This window comes from Dyella sp. LX-66 (genome assembly GCF_018599165.1).
GTDB classification, from domain to species: Bacteria; Pseudomonadota; Gammaproteobacteria; order Xanthomonadales; family Rhodanobacteraceae; genus Dyella_D; species Dyella_D marensis.
In genome coordinates this window covers 436,284-453,213 of sequence record NZ_JAHFVJ010000002.1, presented here as the reverse complement: position 1 = coordinate 453,213, position 16,930 = coordinate 436,284, and the positions used below count along the sequence as shown (strand labels likewise).

The following is a 16,930-nucleotide window of genomic DNA, read 5'->3' as shown; positions in this document are numbered from 1 at the left end:
GCAAGAATGATGTGCACGACTCCGCCCGAACCCTAATCCGGCTGCCGCCACCTTCTCCCGGCGGGAGAAGGACTCCAGATTGAAGACTGAGAATTAGCGAAGCGCCCGTTGCGGCGCTAAGGTACGCCGACTTCATCCGAGCCTTCCGCCATGGCCCTGACGCCACCGCTGGACCTGCAACGCTGGATCGACGAACACCGCCACCTGCTGAAGCCGCCGGTGGGCAACAAGTGCATCGTCGACGGCGACTTCATCGTGATGATCGTCGGCGGCCCGAACGCGCGCACCGACTACCACTACGACGAAGGTCCGGAATTCTTCTACCAGCTCGAAGGCGAGATGGTGCTGAAGGTGCAGGACGACGGCGCCGCGCGCGACATCCCGATCCGCGCCGGCCAGATGTTCTACCTGCCGCCGCGCGTGCCGCATTCGCCGCAGCGCATGCCCGATTCGATCGGCCTGGTGATCGAGCGCCGCCGCCTGGCGGACGAGAAAGACGGCCTGCTGTGGTTCTGCCAGCAGTGCAACCACAAGCTGTTCGAGGAATATTTCGCGCTGGAAAGCATCGAGCGCGATTTCCCGCCGGTGTTCGAGCGCTTCTACCGTTCGCTCGAAGCGCGCACCTGCACGCAATGCGGCGCCGTGCATCCGGCGCCAGCCAAATATGCGTAGGTTGGGGTGACAACCCCAACACAAGGGCGCGGTCGGCGTAACGATGTTGGGGTTGTCACCCCAACCTACCGAGCCATTTCTTAGCCATGCGCCGCAGCGATTCGTCCGCCGAAGCATCGGCCGCGATCTCCGCCACCGGCTTCCACGCCAGCGCCAGCGATTCCTCGCTTACCGCGAACGCCTCGCTGCCGCCGGCGCGCACCACGTAGCGCACGTCGTAATGCCAATGGCCCGGTTCGCCGGCGCGCTCGGGAATCCAGTGGCAGTCCAGGTCGAACGGCAGCGGCTCCACCGCCAGCTGGGTCAGGCCGGATTCTTCCTCGGCCTCGCGCAGCGCCACGCCGGCGAGGTCCGGGTCGCCGTCGGCATGCCCGCCCAATTGGAGCCAGCGGCCGAGCTTGCGGTGATGGGTGAGCAGCACCCGCGCGCCGTCCGCGCTGACCAGCCAGGCCGAACCGGTGAAGTGCCCCACCGCATGGGCGCGCTCGAACACCGTCGGCGCCGAGCGCAGGAATTCGCCGAAGCTTGCGGCGACCTCGCCCTCGTCCGGATGGGCCTGCGCGTAGGCGTTCAAATGCGCGGAAAAAGCCTGGCGGTGATCGTGCATGACTTGTGACATATAGGAATGGGATGAACCTGCGATTGTAGCTGCGGCGCGTCTTGTACCCCTCCCATCGCTCGGCTAAGGTTCGGTGCTTCCGCGCCGAGCGCAACCGGCTTGTGGCGTCGAAATCCTTTGCCGGACAAGCCCGTAGGGCGATTCGTTCGGTAGTTGTCCGAAAAATTACAAGCAGCCATTCCCGGAGGGGGGAACCCATGCTGAAAAACCTGTTTGCGACGACGCAGATTTCGCCTGCGTCCGCCGATCTGCAGGAGGGCGGCGCGCACGGCGAGGCCACCCTCAAGCGCGCACTTACCGCGCGGCATCTGGTGATGCTGGGCATCGGCGCGATCATCGGCGCGGGCATCTTCGTCATCACCGGACAGGCCGCGGCCCAGCATGCCGGCCCCGCGATCGTGCTCAGCTTCGTGTTCGCCGGCATCGCCTGCGCGCTGGCCGCGCTGTGCTACGCCGAGTTCGCCGCGATGCTGCCGGTATCCGGCAGTGCTTACTCCTATTCCTACGCCACGCTGGGCGAGTACGTCGCCTGGTTCGTCGGCTGGAGCCTGGTGCTGGAATACCTGTTCACCGTGGCCACGGTGGCGGCGGGCTGGTCGGGCTATTTCAACAAGCTGCTGTCCCTGATCAGCGGCTGGATCGGCCAGGACGTGAGCCTGCCGCAGACCCTGGCGTCCGCGCCGTTCACGGTGGTCGACGGCCATATCCAGGCCACCGGCATGTTCATCAACCTGCCGGCGGTGGCGATCATCGCCGCCATCACCGGCCTGTGCTACGTGGGCATCACCCAGTCGGCCTTCGTCAACTCGATCATCGTGGCGATCAAGGTCACCGTGATCCTGCTGTTCATCGCCTTCGCCACCAAGTACATCAACCCGGACAACTGGCATCCCTTCATCCCGGCTTCCGAAGGCGCGTCCAAGTACGGCTGGGCCGGCGTGGGCCGCGCGGCCGCCATCGTGTTCTTCTCCTATATCGGCTTCGACGCGGTCTCCACCGCGGCCGGCGAGGCGAAGAACCCGCAGCGCGACATGCCGATCGGCATCATCGGCTCGCTCATTCTGTGCACCATCCTGTACATCATCGTCGCCGGCATCCTCACCGGCATCGCCGACTTCCGCCTGCTCGGCACGCCCGAGCCGGTGTCCACCGCGCTGGACAACTACCCGAGCCTGCACTGGCTGCAGATCATCGTGGTGATCGGCGCCGTCACCGGCCTGAGCTCGGTGATGCTGGTGATGCTGATGGGCCAGCCGCGCATCTTCTATTCGATGGCGCGCGACGGCCTGATCCCGGCGGTGTTCGGCCGCATCCACCAGAAGTTCCGCACGCCGCACGTCGGCACCGTGGTGGTCGGCGTGCTCGCCGCCGCGCTGGGCGGACTGTTCAATATCGGCGTGCTGGGCGAAATGGTGGCGATGGGCACCTTGCTGGCGTTCGCCACCGTGTGCATCGGCGTGCTGGTGCTGCGCTATACGCGCCCCGAGCTGCCGCGCGCGTTCCGCGTGCCGGTGCCGTGGCTGGTCTGCCCGCTGGGCGCGCTGGCCTGCATGGCGCTGTTCCTGCAGTCCTTCCTCGAGCACTGGCGCTGGATGCTGGCCTGGATCGCGATCGGCCAGGCGATCTACTTCCTCTACGGCTACTCGCACAGCAAGCTGCGCAAGCCGGCCGCCTGATCGATCCCGCCTCCGAGGGCCGGCTCCGCGCCGGCCTTCTCTTTTATAGTCGGCCCGATCCGACACCCGCATCACCCAGGTCCACGCATGCTCAAGCAGCTTCTCGCCCGCAAGACCGATTTCTCCGACGCCGACGACTGCCACGGCGGCCCTGCCCTGCGCCGCACCCTGGGCAAATGGGGGATCACGGCGCTGGGCATCGGCGCGGTGATCGGCACCGGCATCTTCGTGGTGACCGGACAGGCGGCGGCGGAACATGCCGGTCCGGCGGTGCTGATCTCGTTCATGCTGGCGGCGATCTGCAGCGGCTTCACCGCGCTGTGCTATGCGGAATTCGCCACGCTGATCCCGATTTCCGGTAGCTCGTATTCCTACGCCTACGCCACCCTGGGCGAACTGGTGGCCTGGTTCATCGGCTGGAACATGGTGCTGGAATACGGCATCTCCGCCTCCGCGGTGGCGGCGAGCTGGACCGGCTACTTCACCAGCCTGCTCGACCACGTCGGCATCCACCTGCCGGTGGCGCTGACCGAAGCGCCGCTGGCATTCAAAGACGGGCACCTGGTCGCCACCGGACATCTGCTCAACCTGCCGGCGGTGGCGATCGTGCTGGCGCTGACCTGGCTGTGCTACGTCGGCATCCGCGAGTCCTCGGGCCTGAACGTGCTGATGGTGGCGCTGAAGGTCGGCCTGATCATCGTGGTGGTGGTCGCCGGCTACCGCTATATCGATCCGGCCAACTGGCATCCCTTCATTCCCGCCGAGCAGGAACCGGGCAAGTACGGCTGGTCCGGCATCATGCGCGGCGCGGCGATGGTGTTCTTCGCCTACATCGGCTTCGAGGCCACCTCGACCGCGGCGCAGGAATGCAAGAACCCGCAGAAGGACCTGCCGTTCGGCACGCTGGTCTCGCTGGTGATCTGCACCGTGCTGTACCTGGCGATGGCGGCGGTGCTTACCGGCCTGATTCCCTATACCGAGCTGGGCACCAGCGAGCCGGTGGTCACCGCGATCCGCAACCATCCGGAGCTGGGCTGGCTGCGCCTGGTGGTGGAGATCGGCGCGATGATCGGCCTGTCCTCGGTGATTCTGGTGATGATCATCGCCCAGCCGCGCATCTTCATGATCATGTCGCGCGACGGCCTGCTGCCGCCGGTGTTCAACCGCATCCATCCCAAGCACCGCACGCCGCACCTCAATACGGTGATCACCGGCGTGGGCATCGCCATCCTGGCCGCGGTGTTCCCGCTGGACCTGCTGGCCGACCTCACCTCGATGGGCACCCTGATCGCCTTCGTGGCGGTCTGCGCCGGCGTGCTGATCCTGCGCTACACCTCGCCGGAGCTGCCGCGCCTGTTCCGCGTGCCGGCGGCCTGGTTCGTCTGCACCGCCGGCGTGCTGAGCTGCCTGGCCCTGCTGTACTTCATGGCCTGGTTCAACTGGCTGCTGATGATCGCGTGGACGGTGATCGGCCTGTGCATCTACTTCGGCTACGGCCGGCGCCACAGCCGCCTGCGCCGCGCCTCCTGAGGCGATCTCCGCCGAACGCCCGCCAATGGCGGGCTATGGCGCAAAACGCCAGCGTATGGTGCTCAACTGAACAGAACTGCCGCGAAATGCGCAATCGACGCGGATTTTTGATGCTCAGTCACGAATAACGCCATAAGCTATTGTTTTTTCTCATTTTAACGAGACTTTTTCGGGAAAAATTTTTCGTCCGGATGCCCCAAACGGCGGTTTGGGGAGTAACATCTGCCGTCCGTGGGTAGATCACTTGGCAGTGGGCCCCGGATTGCCGCCCGGCGCGTCAGGCGGGTCAGCTCCTCGGCCTGACGCGTCTGGGCTGCATCTTCTCTCCGGCTCGATTCTCCGATCGCCGATGGAAGCTCCAGACACTCTCTTCAAACGCGCTACGGCGCGTTTTTTCATGTCCGCCGCGCAAAGAAAAAGGCCGGCACCAGGGCCGGCCTCTTTGCGCATGCCGCTGTCGCTCAGGCTTTCTTCGAATGCGACACGCACCAGCCCTTCGCATTCACCGACTTGCCCGGGAACAGCTGGCAGGGACCGTAGCCCGAGGCGCCGCCCGAATAGAACTGGCAGTTCGAGCAGGCGTCGCCGGCCTTGTGCTTGGCGTCCTTGGTGGTGCCCGCGTCCTCGACATAGCCCAGCGCCTTGGCGGTCGGATCGTCCGGACTCACGTGCGGCAGGTCGGCAGCGCGCGCTACGCGCGGCAGCGTGCCGATCACCGCGGCGGCGGCGACGGTGCCGCTGGCGATCTTCAGGAACTGGCGGCGGGATTCGAGTGTTTTGTCGTTCGACATTGGGGACAACCTCCGTCTTGGGGACATGGCGCCGCGCCGGGCGGCGAATCGGCGGCCATGGTACGCCCGGCCTGCACAACACCATGAGAATGGCTCGCATTCGGCGCCCAGGTTGTCAAAAGGGCGTACGGACCGGCGTGCTATAGTCCCCTGCCATTTGGACGTCCATATCGCAATGAGCCAGGTCCTTCCCTCCTCCATCGCGCCGGAACTGTTCGCCGAACGCGCCGACGCGATCGCCAACGCCGCGCGCGAACTCGCGCTCGCCGGCTGGACGCCGGCCACCAGCAGCAACTTCTCCATGCGCATCGACGCGGAGCACGCGGCCATCACCATCTCCGGCCGCGACAAGGGCAAGCTCGGCCGCGCCGACATCATGCTGATCGACATGCACGGCAAGGCCGTCGGCACCGCCGCGCGCCCCAGTGCGGAAACCGAACTGCATACGCAGATCTACCGCCGCCTGCCGCAGATGAACGTGGTGCTGCACACCCACTCGCGCACGCAGAGCGTGGCTTCGCGCCTGTTCGCGCAGGAAGGCGTGGTGCGGCTGGAAGGTTGGGAACTGCAGAAGGCCATCGCCGGCGAAACCACCCACGACGCCGTGCTGGACATCCCGGTGTTCCCCAACACCCAGCACATGCCCGAGCTGGTGGCCCAGGTCGAGGCCTGGTTCGACAGCGGCAAGCCGCTGCATGCCTACTTGATCAACGGCCACGGCATCTACACCTGGGGCAGGGACATGGCGGAAACCCGCCGCCACCTGGAAGCCCTGGAATTCCTGCTGGGCTGCGAACTCGATCTGAGGAGATTGTCCGCATGAGCCGCCTGCGCATTTTCGACGACCAGCACCCCGACGCGCCGCTCGCCGTCCACACCGAGCACGCCGCCATCGCGCGCGAGCTGGGCCGGGTCGGCGTGCGCTTCGAGCAGTGGGAAGCCGGCCAGCCGATCGCCCCCGGCGCCAGCCAGGACGAAGTGATCGCCGCCTACCGCGCCGACATCGACCGCCTGATGCACACCGAGGGCTACCAGGCCGTCGACGTCATCAGCCTGAAGCCCGACCACCCGGACCGCGCCACGCTGCGCCAGAAGTTCCTGAGCGAGCACACCCACAGCGAGGACGAAGTGCGCTTCTTCGTCGCCGGTGCCGGCCAGTTCACCCTGCACATCGACGGCAAGGTCTACGACGTGCTGTGCGAACAGGGCGACCTGATCGGCGTGCCCGACGGCACCCGCCACTGGTTCGACATGAGCGAGGCGCCCTACTTCGTGGCGATCCGCCTGTTCACCAACAAGGAAGGCTGGGTCGCCAACTTCACCGGCGAGGACATCGCCCTGCGCTTTCCGCGCATGCTGCCGCACGCCTCGGGGACGGCGGCCGCCTGAACCGCTCCGCGCCCCGGCGGCGCGGCTAAGCTTGCCACTCCGGGCCCGGCTGCACGGGCCCGCGTTTCCGTCATCGCTTCCACGGCTACCCGCATGACCGTCATCCGCGCCATCGTCACCGACATCGAAGGCACCACCAGCTCGATCAGCTTCGTCAAGGACGTGCTGTTCCCCTATGCGCGCAAGCGCCTGCCGGCCTACGTGGAAACCCACGTCGACACGCCCGAGGTGCAGCACTGGCTGCACGAGGCGGCCAAGGAGGCCGGCCTGGTCGAGGCCAGCCGCCAGGAGATCATCGAGCTGCTGCTGCGCTGGATCGACGAGGACCGCAAGTCCACCGCGCTGAAGGCGCTGCAGGGCATGATCTGGAAGGACGGCTACGCCAGCGGCGAATACCGCTCGCACATGTATCCGGAAGTAGCCGCCCGCCTGCGCGAATGGCGCGGCGAAGGCCTGCACCTGTACGTGTATTCCTCCGGCTCGGTGGCCGCGCAGAAGCTGCTGTTCGGCTACAGCGAAGCCGGCGACCTCACCCCGCTGTTCGCCGGCTATTTCGATACCGAGACCGGCCCCAAACGCGAGCAAGCGTCCTACGCGAAGATCGCCGAGGCGATCGGCGAGCTGCCGGAGCACCTGCTGTTCCTGTCGGACATCGTGGAAGAACTGGACGCCGCCAAGGCCGCCGGCTTCCACACCGCCTGGCTGCTGCGCCCGCCGCTCGCGGTGCCGGCCGAGCCGCGCCACCCCGCCTATACCGATTTCGACGCCATCCAGCCCTGAGTTCGCGTCCGCCGCCATGCGCATTGCCTTGACCGCCCTGCTCGCCTTCGCCGCCGGCGTGCTGCTCACCTTGCTGGTGCACCGCGCCGCGCCCGCGCTGGCGGCGCATCACGATGCTCTGCCGGCTGCCGCGGCAACGGTCGCCAAGGCCGCGCCCGCCGTCGCCAGCTCAGCGGAACTGCCCGCCCCCGCTACGGAAGACGAAGCCGACCGCTGGCCGGAAAAAGGCTCGACGCCCGAACAGGTCGCCTACGCCCAACCCCGCATGCTGCGCGAGGCCATCGCCAAGCTGGGACCGCGCGTCGCTGGCACGCCGAATCTTTACTTGGTGGCCTTTGCCGGCGACGGCGGCGAAGACGTGTTCCACAACGAAGTCGAATACGCCGGCAAGCTGTTCGCCGACCGCTTCGGCGCCACCGTGCACCCGCTGCTGCTGGCCAACAGCCCCGACACGCTGGAGACCCGCCCGCTGGCCACCTGGAGCAATCTGGAAAGCACGCTGGACGCACTCTCGGGCGTGATGAACAAGAACGAGGACATCCTCGTGCTCTACCTCACCTCGCACGGCGACCCGGACCACAACCTGCTGGTCGACATGGACCCGCTGCCGCTGGACCAGATCGGCGCACCGGACCTGGCCGGCATCCTGGCCAAGCATCCGTTCAAGTGGAAAGTAGTGGTGGTGAACGCCTGCTACTCCGGCGGCTTCGTACCGCCGCTGAAGGGCCCCGGCACGCTGGTGCTGACCGCTGCGCGTGCCGACCGCAGTTCGTTCGGTTGCGGCAGCGATTCCGATATCACGTATTTCGGTCGTGCGTGGCTGGTGGATGCGATGAATCGCACGGCGGATTTTATTGCCGGGTTCCAGCAGGCAAAGGCGGAGATTGCGCAGTGGGAGACGCGCGATCACCTGACGCCGTCGGAGCCGCAGATCGACGTGGGCGCTGGGATCGCGGATCAGTTGGCGCGCTGGCGCGGGCATGTGAAGCCGGGGGCGGCGGTGGCGTTTGAGCCATCGCATGTGGATGTGGCGCCTGCGGCGCGGTAGCTCACCCTTCTTGCTCGTCATTCCGGCGTGGGCCGGGATCCAGTAACGGTATCGTTTGATTTTCGCGTCGACGCGGACTGGCCGCTTATGCAGCGGGCATTTCGTGCGCCTGCCGGCGCCCGAGTCACTTTCTCTTTGCTGGCTCAAAGAGAAAGTAACCAAAGAGAAATAGCCTTAGAGCAAAGGCTCGCGACGCGACTAGAAGGAGCGGTGGGCGGCTGCGGTAACTTGATTAACCTGGGTCTATACGAAACGACGGTGCGTTCACGTGACGCGCGCTTCAACGTGCCGTGGCGAAGAGGACATTCAGCGAATGAGGCGGCTTTTGCGCTTTGCTCCCGCATGCGACACCACCGCACTTCTCCCTCTCCCCTCCGGGGAGAGGGTCGGGGTGAGGGGTCGGGCGGAGCGCGGCGCTGGATCTCACCTCAACCCGATCTTTAAAGCTTCACCGATCTTTTGAGCCTTCGCGGATGAGGCATAACGAACGTTGCGCTCCGCCCGGCCCCTCACCCTACCCTCTCCCCGGAGGGGAGAGGGGTGATGACGTGAGGTATGCAGGAACGAAGAGCCAAAGCTGGCCTCGTTCCTTGAACATCCTCTTCGCCACGGCACGTTGAAGTACCCGCTACGTAAACGCACTGTCGTTTCGTATAGACCCAGGTTAATCAAGTTACCGCAGCCGCCCACCGCTCCTTCTAGTCGCGTCGCGAGCCGTTGCTCTCAGGCCATTTCTTTTGGGTTACTTTTTCTTTGGGCCAGCAAAGAAAAAGTGACTCGGGCGCCGGCAGGCGCACGAAATGCCCGCTGCATAAGCGGCCAAATCGCGATACCGCGAAAACCAGGCGATACAGAAACTGGATCCCGGCCTACGCCGGAATGATGAACATCCGAAATGCCCGCTGCATAAGCGGCCAAATCGCGATACCGCGAAAACCAAGCGATACAGAAACTGGACCCCGGCCTACGCCGGAATGATGAGCAAAGGCGTCATTGACGCCGACTATGCCGCGCCTCCAGCACGCGGCACACCTCACCCATGCCGAGGCCACGCGCGCGCAGCGCCACCATCAAATGGAACACCAGATCGGCGGCCTCGCCAAGGAGAGCCTCATCGTCCTGCGCCACCGCGGCGAGCGCAGTCTCCACCCCCTCCTCACCCACCTTCTGCGCCATACGGCGAATGCCACCCTCAAACAAACTCGTGGTGTAGCTGCCTTCGGGGCGCTCAACGTGGCGCCGCTCCACCAACCGGTCCAACACGGCCAGAAAGCCCAACGGCGGCGCCACCTCCACCTGCTCGCCGAAGCAGCTCGACGTGCCGAGATGGCAAGTCGGCCCCTGCGGCTCAACCTGCACCAGCAACGTGTCCCGATCGCAATCCACGCGCAGCGACTTCAGCGCCAGCACGTGTCCCGAACTCTCGCCCTTGGTCCACAAACGCTGCTTGCTGCGGCTGAAGAAAGTGACCTGGCCGGAATCCTGCGTCTTCGCCAAGGCCTCGGCATTCATATAGCCGAGCATCAGCACCTCGCCGGTCAGCCAGTGCTGCACCACCGCCGGCAGCAGGCCGTCGCCCTTGCTCCAGTCCAGTCGTGCGAAGTCGGTGTTGAAGTCGGTCATGGTCGATTCCGGTCAGAGACGTGTCGCGATGCCCGCGCCACGGAGGTAGTGCTTGAGCGCAGGAATGGCGATCGTGCCGCTGTGGAACACGCTGGCCGCCAGCGCGCCGTCCACGTCGGCCACCGCGAACGCATCGCGGAAATGCTCCGGCGCACCCGCGCCGCCGGAGGCCACCAGCGGCACGCGGCACAGCGTGCGTGCAGCGTGCAGCTGCTCCAGGTCGTAGCCTTCGCGCACGCCGTCGCTGCCCATGCAGTTGAGTACGATCTCGCCGGCGCCCAGGTGCTGGGCCTGTTCGATCCAGTCCAGCGTGCGGCGAGCAAGCGCTTGCGTCTTGCTGGGGTCGCCGGTGTACTGGCGCACGCGCCATTCGCCGTCGGCGTCGCGCAGGCTGTCCACGCCCACCACCACGCATTGCACGCCGAATGCATCGGCCAGTTCGCCGATCAGCGCGGGGCGCTCCAGCGCGGGCGAATTGACCGAGATCTTGTCGGCGCCTGCGTGCAGCACCGCGCGCGCTTCTTCCACGCTGCGGATACCGCCGGCCACGCAGAACGGGATGTCGATCTCGCGCGCCACCCGCTCGACCCAGCCGCGGTCGACGCTGCGCCCTTCCGGGCTGGCGGTGATGTCGTAGAACACCAGTTCGTCGGCGCCTTCGTCGCGATAGCGCATCGCCAGCTCGACGATCTCGCCCATCACCACGTGGTCGCGGAAGCGCACGCCCTTGACCACCTTGCCGTCGCGCACGTCCAGGCAGGGAATGATGCGGCGGCTCAGCATGCCAGCGCCTCCTCGATGGTGAAGCGGCCTTCCAGCAGGGCGCGGCCCAGGATCACGCCCTGCGCGCCCGCGGCACGCGCCGCCACGATGTCCTCTACCGAGCGCACGCCGCCGGAAGCCTGCACGGCCAGCGCCGGCACGCTGCGCGCGAGCTCGCGGTAAAGCTCCAGATTGAAACCGGCCAGCATGCCGTCGCGGTCGATGTCGGTGCACAGCAGCTGCTGCGCGCCACGCTCGGCGTACCAGGGCGCCAGTTCGTCCAGCGAGCGCGCTTCCAGTTCGGTCCAGCCGGCACTGGGCAGGGCCCAGCGTCCATCGATGCGGCGCGTGTCCAGCGCGATGGTGAACCTTTCCGCGCCGTACTCGTCCAGCCAGCCACCGACCCGTTCGGGCTCGCGGATCGCCACGCTGCCGAGCACCACACGCGCCACGCCGGCATCGAACAGGCGGCGCAGATCGTCCTCGCCGCGCACGCCGCCGCCAGCTTGCACGTGCATGCCGTCGCGCGCGATCGCCTCGATCACGCGCAGGTTGTCCAGGCTGCCGGAACGGGCACCGTCCAGGTCCACCACGTGCAGCCACATGGCGCCCGCGCCGGCGTAGCGCAGGGCCAGCGCGCGCGGCTCGAATTCGTAGGTGGTCTGCTGGGCGTAGTCGCCCTGGCGCAAGCGCACCACGCGGCCGGCGCGCAGATCGATGGCGGGGATGACGGTAAAGCTCATAGTTCGAGGAAGTTCTTCAGGAGCCTGGCGCCGACGGCGGCGGAACGCTCGGGGTGGAATTGCATGCCGTGGAAATTGCCGCGCGCGACGACGGCGGAGAACGCACCGCCGAAATCGGCGCTGGCCAGCGTGTGCTCGCCCGGCGGCAAGGCGTAGCTGTGCACGAAGTAGGCCCAGCCCTCATGCCCGGGTCCGTTCCCGAGCCCGGCCACCAGCGGATGCCCGCGCTCGACGCGCAGCTTGTTCCAGCCCATGTGCGGCACGCGCAGCTCCGGCGTGTCGGCGAAACGGCGCGCCGCGCCGGGGATCACGCCCAGGCACTCGGTGTCGCCCTCTTCCGAGCGCTCGAACAGCAGCTGCATCCCCAGGCACACGCCCAGCACCGGCTGGGTGAGCGAACGCATCAGCTCCACCAGCCCCAGCTCGCGCAGGCGCGCCATGCCGGGGCCGGCGGCGCCGACGCCGGGCAGGATCACCTTGTCGGCGGCGCGGATCGCCTGCGCATCGGAGGTAAGCGCCGCATCCGCGCCCAGCCGCTGCAGGGCGTAGCGCACCGAGCCGATATTGGTGCCGCCCGCATCGACCAGCACCACGGCCATTACAGCGCTCCCTTGGTACTGGGCAGCTCGCTGCCCTCGCGGCGGATGGCGTCGCGCAGGGCGCGCGCCACCGCCTTGAAGCAGGCCTCGACCATATGGTGCGCGTTCTCGCCGTACACGCTCAGGTGCAGGTTCGCGCCCAGGGTTTCGCACAGCGAGCGGAAAAAATGCGGCACCAGTTCAGTCGGCACCTCGCCCACGCGTTCGCGCGGGAAATTGCCGTCGAACACGAAATACGGGCGGCCCGAAAGATCCAGCGCGGCGCTGGCTTCCGATTCGTCCATCGGCAGCACGAAGCCGTAGCGGCCAATGCCGCGCTTGTCGCCCAGCGCCTGCCGCAGCGCTTGCCCCAGGGCCAGCGCGCAGTCCTCGATGGTGTGGTGCTCGTCGATATGCGTGTCGCCGTCGCACTGGAGTTGCAGCGCGAAGCCGCCGTGCTTGCCGATCTGCTCCAGCATGTGGTCGAAGAAGCCCAGCCCCGTGCGGGCCTTCGGTTCGGCCACGCGGTCCAGGTCCACGCTTACGGTGATGCGGGTTTCCTTGGTGTTGCGCACGACCGTGGCGGTGCGCGGCGCATCCAGCAGCTGGTGCGCGATCTCTTCCCACGACAGGCCCTTGGGCCCGACCAGGAAGCCGCGCACGCCCATGTTGGCGGCGAACTGCAGGTCGGTCTGGCGGTCGCCCACCATGGCCGAGAGGCCGCGGCTCCAGCTGTCGTCGGCCAGGTGATGGCGCAGCATGCCGACGCCGGGCTTGCGCGTGTCCAGCCCGTCGCGCGGGAAGCTCCGGTCGATCAGCACTTCGCGGAAGCGGATGCCCTGCGAGTCCAGGATGCGCATCAGCAGCTCGTGCGGGCCGGTGAAATGCGCCTCGGGGAAGCTGTCGGTGCCCAGGCCGTCCTGGTTGGTGACCATCACCAGCTCGTAGCCGGCGGCCACGCAGCGTTGCAGCGCGGCGATCACGCCGGGCAGCAAGGCCAGTTTCTCGTAGCTGTCGATCTGCTCGTCCGCCGGCTCCTCGATCAGGCAGCCGTCGCGGTCGACGAAAAGTATCTTACGGCTCATACGCGTCCTCCATTCAGCACTTCGAGCACACGCGTATTCTCCGCCGGAGTACCCAGGGTGATGCGCAAAGCATCGGCAAGATTCGGATAACGCCGTACGTCGCGGACCACAATCCCGGCCGCGAACAGGCGCTGGTAGGCGCCGCCGGCATCGTCGAAGCGCACGGCGAGGAAATTCGCCTGCGAATGCAGCACCTCGCGCACACCCGGCACAGCGGCCAGCGCGGCGGCCATGCGGCTGCGTTCTTCACGCACGATGCGGATATGCCCGGCCGCCTCCGCCTGCCCCGGCACCGACAGGCCGTCGAGCGCCGCCGTCACGCAAGGCCGCGGCAGCGGGTACGGTGGAATGATCCGACGCAACAGGGCGATCACCTCGGCATGCGCCAGCAGCGTACCGACGCGCGCGCCGGCCAGCGCCCAGGCCTTGGACAAAGTGCGCAGCACGGCGAGGTTGTCGTAGCGGTCGATCAGCTCCGCCACGCTGCCGCCGTCGGCGAACTCGACATAGGCCTCGTCCACCACCAGCAGCGCGCGGCCGGCCAGCTCGCGCGCCAGGCGCTCGATGGTGGCGCGCGGCACCGGCTGCCCGGTGGGATTGTTCGGCGTGCACACGAAGACCAGCTTCACCGCCGGCGTGACGGCGGCCAGCAAGGCGTCGGCGTCCACCGTGAAATCGGCCGCGAGCGGCACTTCCACGATGCCCGCGTCCTGGATGCGCGCGCATACGGAATACATGCCGAAGGTCGGCGGCTGGATCGCGATGGCGTCGCGCCCCGCGCGGCAGAACGCGCGCACCAGCAGGTCGATCGCCTCGTCGCTGCCGCGGCCGACCAGCAGTTGCCCCTCGCGCACGCCGTAGAGCTGGGCCAGCGCCTGCAGCAGCGCCGCCGGCTGCGGATCGGGATAGCGGTTGCAGCCCTGCCCCGCCGCGCCCGTTGGCGCCCAGGCCGATTCGTTCGCGTTGAGCAGGATGGCGCCGCCGCTGGCTTCCATGCGCGCCGAGGAATACGGCTGCATGGCGCGGATCTCCGGACGCGCCAGATCGAGCACGCTCATGCCTTCGCCTCCAGCGCGGCCAGGCGCAGCGTCACCGCGCGGCGGTGCGCTTCCAGCTGTTCGGCGGCGGCCAGGGTCGCGGTGCACGGGCCGATCGCGCGCAGGCCGTCGGCGCTCAGTTCCTGCACGGTGATCTGCTTCTGGAAGCTGGCCACCGACACGCCGCTGTAGCTGCGCGCATAGCCGTAGGTCGGCAGCACGTGGTTGCTGCCGCTGCAGTAGTCGCCCACCGACTCCGGCGTCCAAGCGCCGAGGAAGATCGAGCCGGCGCTGTCGATGCCGTCCAGCAGCGCGCGCGGCGCGGCCACCTGCAGGATCAGGTGTTCCGGCGCGTAGCGGTTGCTTACCGCCACCGCCTGTTCCAGCGAATCGACCAGGATCAGGCGGCTCTGCGCCAGCGCCTGCGTCGCGATGTCCGCCCGCGGCAAGGCGGCGCACTGGTTTTCGACTTCCACCGCCACGCGGTCGAGCAGCGCATCGGAAGGACTCAGCAGGATGACCTGCGAGTCGGGGCCATGTTCCGCCTGCGACAGCAGGTCGGCGGCGACGAATTCCGGATCGGCCTGGCCGTCGGCGATCACCAGCACTTCGGAAGGACCGGCCGGCATATCGATAGCCGCGCCGTCCGGATCGCCGGACACCTGCAGCTTGGCTTCAGTGACCCAGGCATTGCCGGGACCGAACAGCTTGTCGCAGCGCGGCACCGTGGCCGTGCCGTAAGCCATCGCGGCGATCGCCTGCGCGCCGCCCAGCTTGAATACGCGGTGCACGCCGGTGACGCGCGCGGCATACAGCACCGCCTCGTCGCAGCGGCCGTCCGCACGCGCGGGCGAGCACAGCACGATCTCGCGGCAACCGGCGATGCCCGCCGGCACGCCGAGCATCAGCGCGGTCGACGGCAGCGGCGCGCTGCCGGCCGGCACGTACAGGCCGACCTTGGCGATCGGGCGCAGCATGCGTTCGACGCGCACGCCGGGCGCGGTGTCCACGGCGACGGGACGCGGCGCGGACTCGCGATGGAAGGCGGCGATGCGCGCGGCGGCTTCTTCGATGGCGGCTTTCAGTTCGGGCGCCAGCGCGGCTTCGGCGGCGTCGAATTCCTCCGCCGTCACTTCGATCGCCTCGATCGCGCAGCGGTCGTACTTCGCGCTCAACTCGCGCAAGGCGGCATCGCCTTCGGCGCGCACCTTGGCGACGATCGCCTCCACGCCGCGGCGCAGTTCCTCCGCGCGCGACTGCGCGGGACGGGCCAGGGCCTGCACCTGCGCCGCGGGATCGAGCGCATTCCAGTCCAGTCGTTTCATGCCAGCATCTTCTCCACCGGCAGCACGAACATCTCGCGCGCGCCGGCCTTCTTGATCTCTTCCAGCTGCCGCCAGCTCACCTCGCCCGCGCACAGCGCCTGCAGCATCAGCTGGTCCGGCTGCCCCGCCACCGGCAGCAGGGTCGGCTGCGGGCCGCCCGGCAGCAGGCGGGTCACCGCGTCCAGGTGCTGGCGCGAGGTCTGCAGCAGCAGCAGGCGCGACTCGCGCACCTGCATCACGCCGTCGAGGCGCTTGAGCAGCAGCTCGATCATGTCGCCGCGCTCGTCGGTGGGCAGCGTCTTCGGGCCGGCCAGCACCGCTTCGCTTTCCAGCAGCACGTCGGCCTCGCGCAGCTGGTTGGCGACCAGGGTGCCGCCGCTCTGCACCAGATCGCAGATCAGGTCGGCCGTGCCCAGCCGCGGCGCGATCTCCACCGAACCGGCCAGGGTCACCACGCCGGCATCGACGCCATTGCGGCGCAACCAGTCGCGCAGCAAGCCCGGATACGAAGTGGCGATGCGCAGCCCGGCCAGCTGCTGCGGCCGCTCGTAGTTCATTTCCTGCGGCACCGCGATCGACAGCCGGCAGCGGCCGAAGCCAAGCGGACGCCATTCGGCGAGCGGTTCGGTCTCGCGTCCGTCCGTAAGCGAGTACTCGCTGAGCACGTTGCGGCCGACGATGCCGAGGTCGCACACGCCCTGGGCGATCAGCCCCGGGATGTCGTCGTCGCGCACCAGCAGCAGGTCGACCGGCTCGCCTTCGCCGAACAGGAACAGTTTGTCGCGGCTCTGGCGGAAGCTGAGGCCGCAGCGGTTGAGCAGGTCCAGCGCCGGCTCGGTCAGCCGGCCGGATTTCTGCATGGCGATACGCAGGCGGTCACGCGGTTTCATGCACGCCCCTTCTTCGCCGCCCGGCGGCGCGACGCACGGGCCGCGGCGGCCAGATAGCCGCCATTGCCCTGATTGAGGAAACGCGCCACGCGCCCGATGGTGGTGATGCTCACCGCCGTGCGCTCGTGGATCTCGCGGTACGGCACCTCGTCCAGCAGATACGGCACCACCCGCCACCGATCGACCAGCACTTCCAGCTCGGCCGGCGTGCACAGGTCGCGCAGGAAGGCGCTCATCTCCTCGGTGTTCTTCAACGACAGCAAGGCCTCGCTCAGACTGAGCTCGGCGGACTCGGCAGGCAGTTCGGGATCCAGCGATCGACGCTTCATAATGTACTAACGCGTTAATACAGTGGAGCAGACTATAGCCGGGTTGTGCGCTT

The 16,930-nt window shown here is 67.6% G+C and carries 18 protein-coding genes; 7 read left to right on the top strand and 11 right to left on the bottom strand.

The features are described from left to right. Window positions 1-150: 150 nt before the first annotated feature. Window positions 151-672 carry a 3-hydroxyanthranilate 3,4-dioxygenase gene (locus KK141_RS05640; protein ID WP_214570291.1) on the top strand — a complete coding sequence of 174 codons (522 nt, stop codon included), beginning with the start codon at window positions 151-153 and terminating at the stop codon, window positions 670-672. Between the two features lie 55 nt (window positions 673-727). Here KK141_RS05640 and KK141_RS05635 read toward each other — a convergent pair whose 3' ends face one another. Continuing rightward, window positions 728-1,279: an NUDIX hydrolase gene (locus tag KK141_RS05635; protein ID WP_214570292.1), complete on the bottom strand. Its 552-nt coding sequence runs from the start codon at window positions 1,277-1,279 to the stop codon at window positions 728-730. Window positions 1,280-1,488: 209 nt separating this feature from the next. On the opposite strand from KK141_RS05635, the gene KK141_RS05630 reads away from it, so the two are divergent. Beyond that, a complete protein-coding gene (locus KK141_RS05630) occupies window positions 1,489-2,967 on the top strand; it encodes an amino acid permease (protein WP_214570293.1) in 1,479 nt (492 codons plus the stop codon). An 87-nt stretch (window positions 2,968-3,054) separates the two neighbouring features. After that, window positions 3,055-4,497, top strand: a complete 1,443-nt coding sequence (locus tag KK141_RS05625) for an amino acid permease (RefSeq protein ID WP_214570294.1) — start codon at window positions 3,055-3,057, stop codon at window positions 4,495-4,497. 461 nt (window positions 4,498-4,958) lie between these two features. Here KK141_RS05625 and KK141_RS05620 read toward each other — a convergent pair whose 3' ends face one another. Continuing rightward, the gene (locus tag KK141_RS05620; protein ID WP_214570295.1) at window positions 4,959-5,288 is read right to left on the bottom strand and encodes a high-potential iron-sulfur protein; all 330 of its coding nucleotides are present in this window, start codon (window positions 5,286-5,288) and stop codon (window positions 4,959-4,961) included. Window positions 5,289-5,463: 175 nt separating this feature from the next. On the opposite strand from KK141_RS05620, the gene KK141_RS05615 reads away from it, so the two are divergent. The 4 genes from KK141_RS05615 (at window position 5,464) to KK141_RS05600 (ending at window position 8,505) form a co-directional block, all read left to right on the top strand. Next, window positions 5,464-6,111: a methylthioribulose 1-phosphate dehydratase gene (locus KK141_RS05615; RefSeq protein WP_214570296.1), complete on the top strand. Its 648-nt coding sequence runs from the start codon at window positions 5,464-5,466 to the stop codon at window positions 6,109-6,111. Then, the gene (locus KK141_RS05610; protein WP_214570297.1) at window positions 6,108-6,677 is read left to right on the top strand and encodes an acireductone dioxygenase; all 570 of its coding nucleotides are present in this window, start codon (window positions 6,108-6,110) and stop codon (window positions 6,675-6,677) included. Before KK141_RS05615 ends, KK141_RS05610 begins: the two co-directional genes overlap by 4 nt. Window positions 6,678-6,770: 93 nt before the next feature. Then, window positions 6,771-7,457 (top strand): acireductone synthase, encoded by a 687-nt coding sequence (gene mtnC / locus KK141_RS05605; protein ID WP_214570298.1) that lies wholly within the window; start codon window positions 6,771-6,773, stop codon window positions 7,455-7,457. 16 nt (window positions 7,458-7,473) lie between these two features. Next, window positions 7,474-8,505, top strand: coding sequence for a C13 family peptidase (locus KK141_RS05600; RefSeq protein WP_214570299.1), 1,032 nt, complete (start codon window positions 7,474-7,476; stop codon window positions 8,503-8,505). A 990-nt stretch (window positions 8,506-9,495) separates the two neighbouring features. On the opposite strand, the gene hisIE is transcribed toward KK141_RS05600, so the two are convergent. Genes hisIE through KK141_RS05555 form a run of 9 tightly spaced genes read right to left on the bottom strand, consistent with a single transcriptional unit; the run spans window position 9,496 to window position 16,877 of the window. Next, window positions 9,496-10,128, bottom strand: a complete 633-nt coding sequence (gene hisIE, locus KK141_RS05595) for a bifunctional phosphoribosyl-AMP cyclohydrolase/phosphoribosyl-ATP diphosphatase HisIE (protein WP_214570300.1) — start codon at window positions 10,126-10,128, stop codon at window positions 9,496-9,498. Window positions 10,129-10,140: 12 nt separating this feature from the next. After that, a complete protein-coding gene (gene hisF, locus KK141_RS05590; protein ID WP_214570301.1) occupies window positions 10,141-10,911 on the bottom strand; it encodes an imidazole glycerol phosphate synthase subunit HisF in 771 nt (256 codons plus the stop codon). After that, complete coding sequence (locus tag KK141_RS05585; protein ID WP_214570302.1) at window positions 10,905-11,633, bottom strand: 1-(5-phosphoribosyl)-5-[(5-phosphoribosylamino)methylideneamino] imidazole-4-carboxamide isomerase; 729 nt, start codon at window positions 11,631-11,633, stop codon at window positions 10,905-10,907. Before KK141_RS05585 ends, hisF begins: the two co-directional genes overlap by 7 nt. Next, complete coding sequence (gene hisH, locus KK141_RS05580) at window positions 11,630-12,232, bottom strand: imidazole glycerol phosphate synthase subunit HisH (RefSeq protein WP_214570303.1); 603 nt, start codon at window positions 12,230-12,232, stop codon at window positions 11,630-11,632. The genes KK141_RS05585 and hisH overlap by 4 nt, the downstream gene beginning before the upstream one ends. Next, window positions 12,232-13,296, bottom strand: coding sequence for a bifunctional histidinol-phosphatase/imidazoleglycerol-phosphate dehydratase HisB (hisB, locus tag KK141_RS05575; protein ID WP_214570304.1), 1,065 nt, complete (start codon window positions 13,294-13,296; stop codon window positions 12,232-12,234). The genes hisH and hisB overlap by 1 nt, the downstream gene beginning before the upstream one ends. Then, window positions 13,293-14,354: a histidinol-phosphate transaminase gene (gene hisC, locus KK141_RS05570; RefSeq protein ID WP_214570305.1), complete on the bottom strand. Its 1,062-nt coding sequence runs from the start codon at window positions 14,352-14,354 to the stop codon at window positions 13,293-13,295. Before hisC ends, hisB begins: the two co-directional genes overlap by 4 nt. Then, a complete protein-coding gene (hisD, locus tag KK141_RS05565; RefSeq protein WP_214570306.1) occupies window positions 14,351-15,658 on the bottom strand; it encodes a histidinol dehydrogenase in 1,308 nt (435 codons plus the stop codon). Before hisD ends, hisC begins: the two co-directional genes overlap by 4 nt. Next, window positions 15,655-16,548 carry an ATP phosphoribosyltransferase gene (gene hisG, locus KK141_RS05560; protein ID WP_214570307.1) on the bottom strand — a complete coding sequence of 298 codons (894 nt, stop codon included), beginning with the start codon at window positions 16,546-16,548 and terminating at the stop codon, window positions 15,655-15,657. The genes hisD and hisG overlap by 4 nt, the downstream gene beginning before the upstream one ends. Continuing rightward, on the bottom strand, window positions 16,545-16,877 hold the full coding sequence (locus KK141_RS05555) for a YerC/YecD family TrpR-related protein (protein ID WP_167258708.1): 333 nt from the start codon (window positions 16,875-16,877) through the stop codon (window positions 16,545-16,547). The genes hisG and KK141_RS05555 overlap by 4 nt, the downstream gene beginning before the upstream one ends. Window positions 16,878-16,930: the final 53 nt, after the last annotated feature.

Bases quoted from the DNA above. Each gene is read 5' to 3' on its own strand.
- KK141_RS05555 (WP_167258708.1), bottom strand. From the start codon at position 16,877: ATGAAGCGTCGATCGCTGGATCCCGAACTGCCTGCCGAGTCCGCCGAG.
- KK141_RS05625 (WP_214570294.1), top strand. From the start codon at position 3,055: ATGCTCAAGCAGCTTCTCGCCCGCAAGACCGATTTCTCCGACGCCGAC.
- KK141_RS05630 (WP_214570293.1), top strand. From the start codon at position 1,489: ATGCTGAAAAACCTGTTTGCGACGACGCAGATTTCGCCTGCGTCCGCC.
- KK141_RS05615 (WP_214570296.1), top strand. From the start codon at position 5,464: ATGAGCCAGGTCCTTCCCTCCTCCATCGCGCCGGAACTGTTCGCCGAA.
- hisG (WP_214570307.1), bottom strand. From the start codon at position 16,548: ATGAAACCGCGTGACCGCCTGCGTATCGCCATGCAGAAATCCGGCCGG.
- KK141_RS05585 (WP_214570302.1), bottom strand. From the start codon at position 11,633: ATGAGCTTTACCGTCATCCCCGCCATCGATCTGCGCGCCGGCCGCGTG.
- hisC (WP_214570305.1), bottom strand. From the start codon at position 14,354: ATGAGCGTGCTCGATCTGGCGCGTCCGGAGATCCGCGCCATGCAGCCG.
- KK141_RS05610 (WP_214570297.1), top strand. From the start codon at position 6,108: ATGAGCCGCCTGCGCATTTTCGACGACCAGCACCCCGACGCGCCGCTC.
- hisD (WP_214570306.1), bottom strand. From the start codon at position 15,658: ATGAAACGACTGGACTGGAATGCGCTCGATCCCGCGGCGCAGGTGCAG.
- KK141_RS05600 (WP_214570299.1), top strand. From the start codon at position 7,474: ATGCGCATTGCCTTGACCGCCCTGCTCGCCTTCGCCGCCGGCGTGCTG.
- KK141_RS05640 (WP_214570291.1), top strand. From the start codon at position 151: ATGGCCCTGACGCCACCGCTGGACCTGCAACGCTGGATCGACGAACAC.
- KK141_RS05635 (WP_214570292.1), bottom strand. From the start codon at position 1,279: ATGCACGATCACCGCCAGGCTTTTTCCGCGCATTTGAACGCCTACGCG.
- hisIE (WP_214570300.1), bottom strand. From the start codon at position 10,128: ATGACCGACTTCAACACCGACTTCGCACGACTGGACTGGAGCAAGGGC.
- mtnC (WP_214570298.1), top strand. From the start codon at position 6,771: ATGACCGTCATCCGCGCCATCGTCACCGACATCGAAGGCACCACCAGC.
- hisH (WP_214570303.1), bottom strand. From the start codon at position 12,232: ATGGCCGTGGTGCTGGTCGATGCGGGCGGCACCAATATCGGCTCGGTG.
- KK141_RS05620 (WP_214570295.1), bottom strand. From the start codon at position 5,288: ATGTCGAACGACAAAACACTCGAATCCCGCCGCCAGTTCCTGAAGATC.
- hisB (WP_214570304.1), bottom strand. From the start codon at position 13,296: ATGAGCCGTAAGATACTTTTCGTCGACCGCGACGGCTGCCTGATCGAG.
- hisF (WP_214570301.1), bottom strand. From the start codon at position 10,911: ATGCTGAGCCGCCGCATCATTCCCTGCCTGGACGTGCGCGACGGCAAG.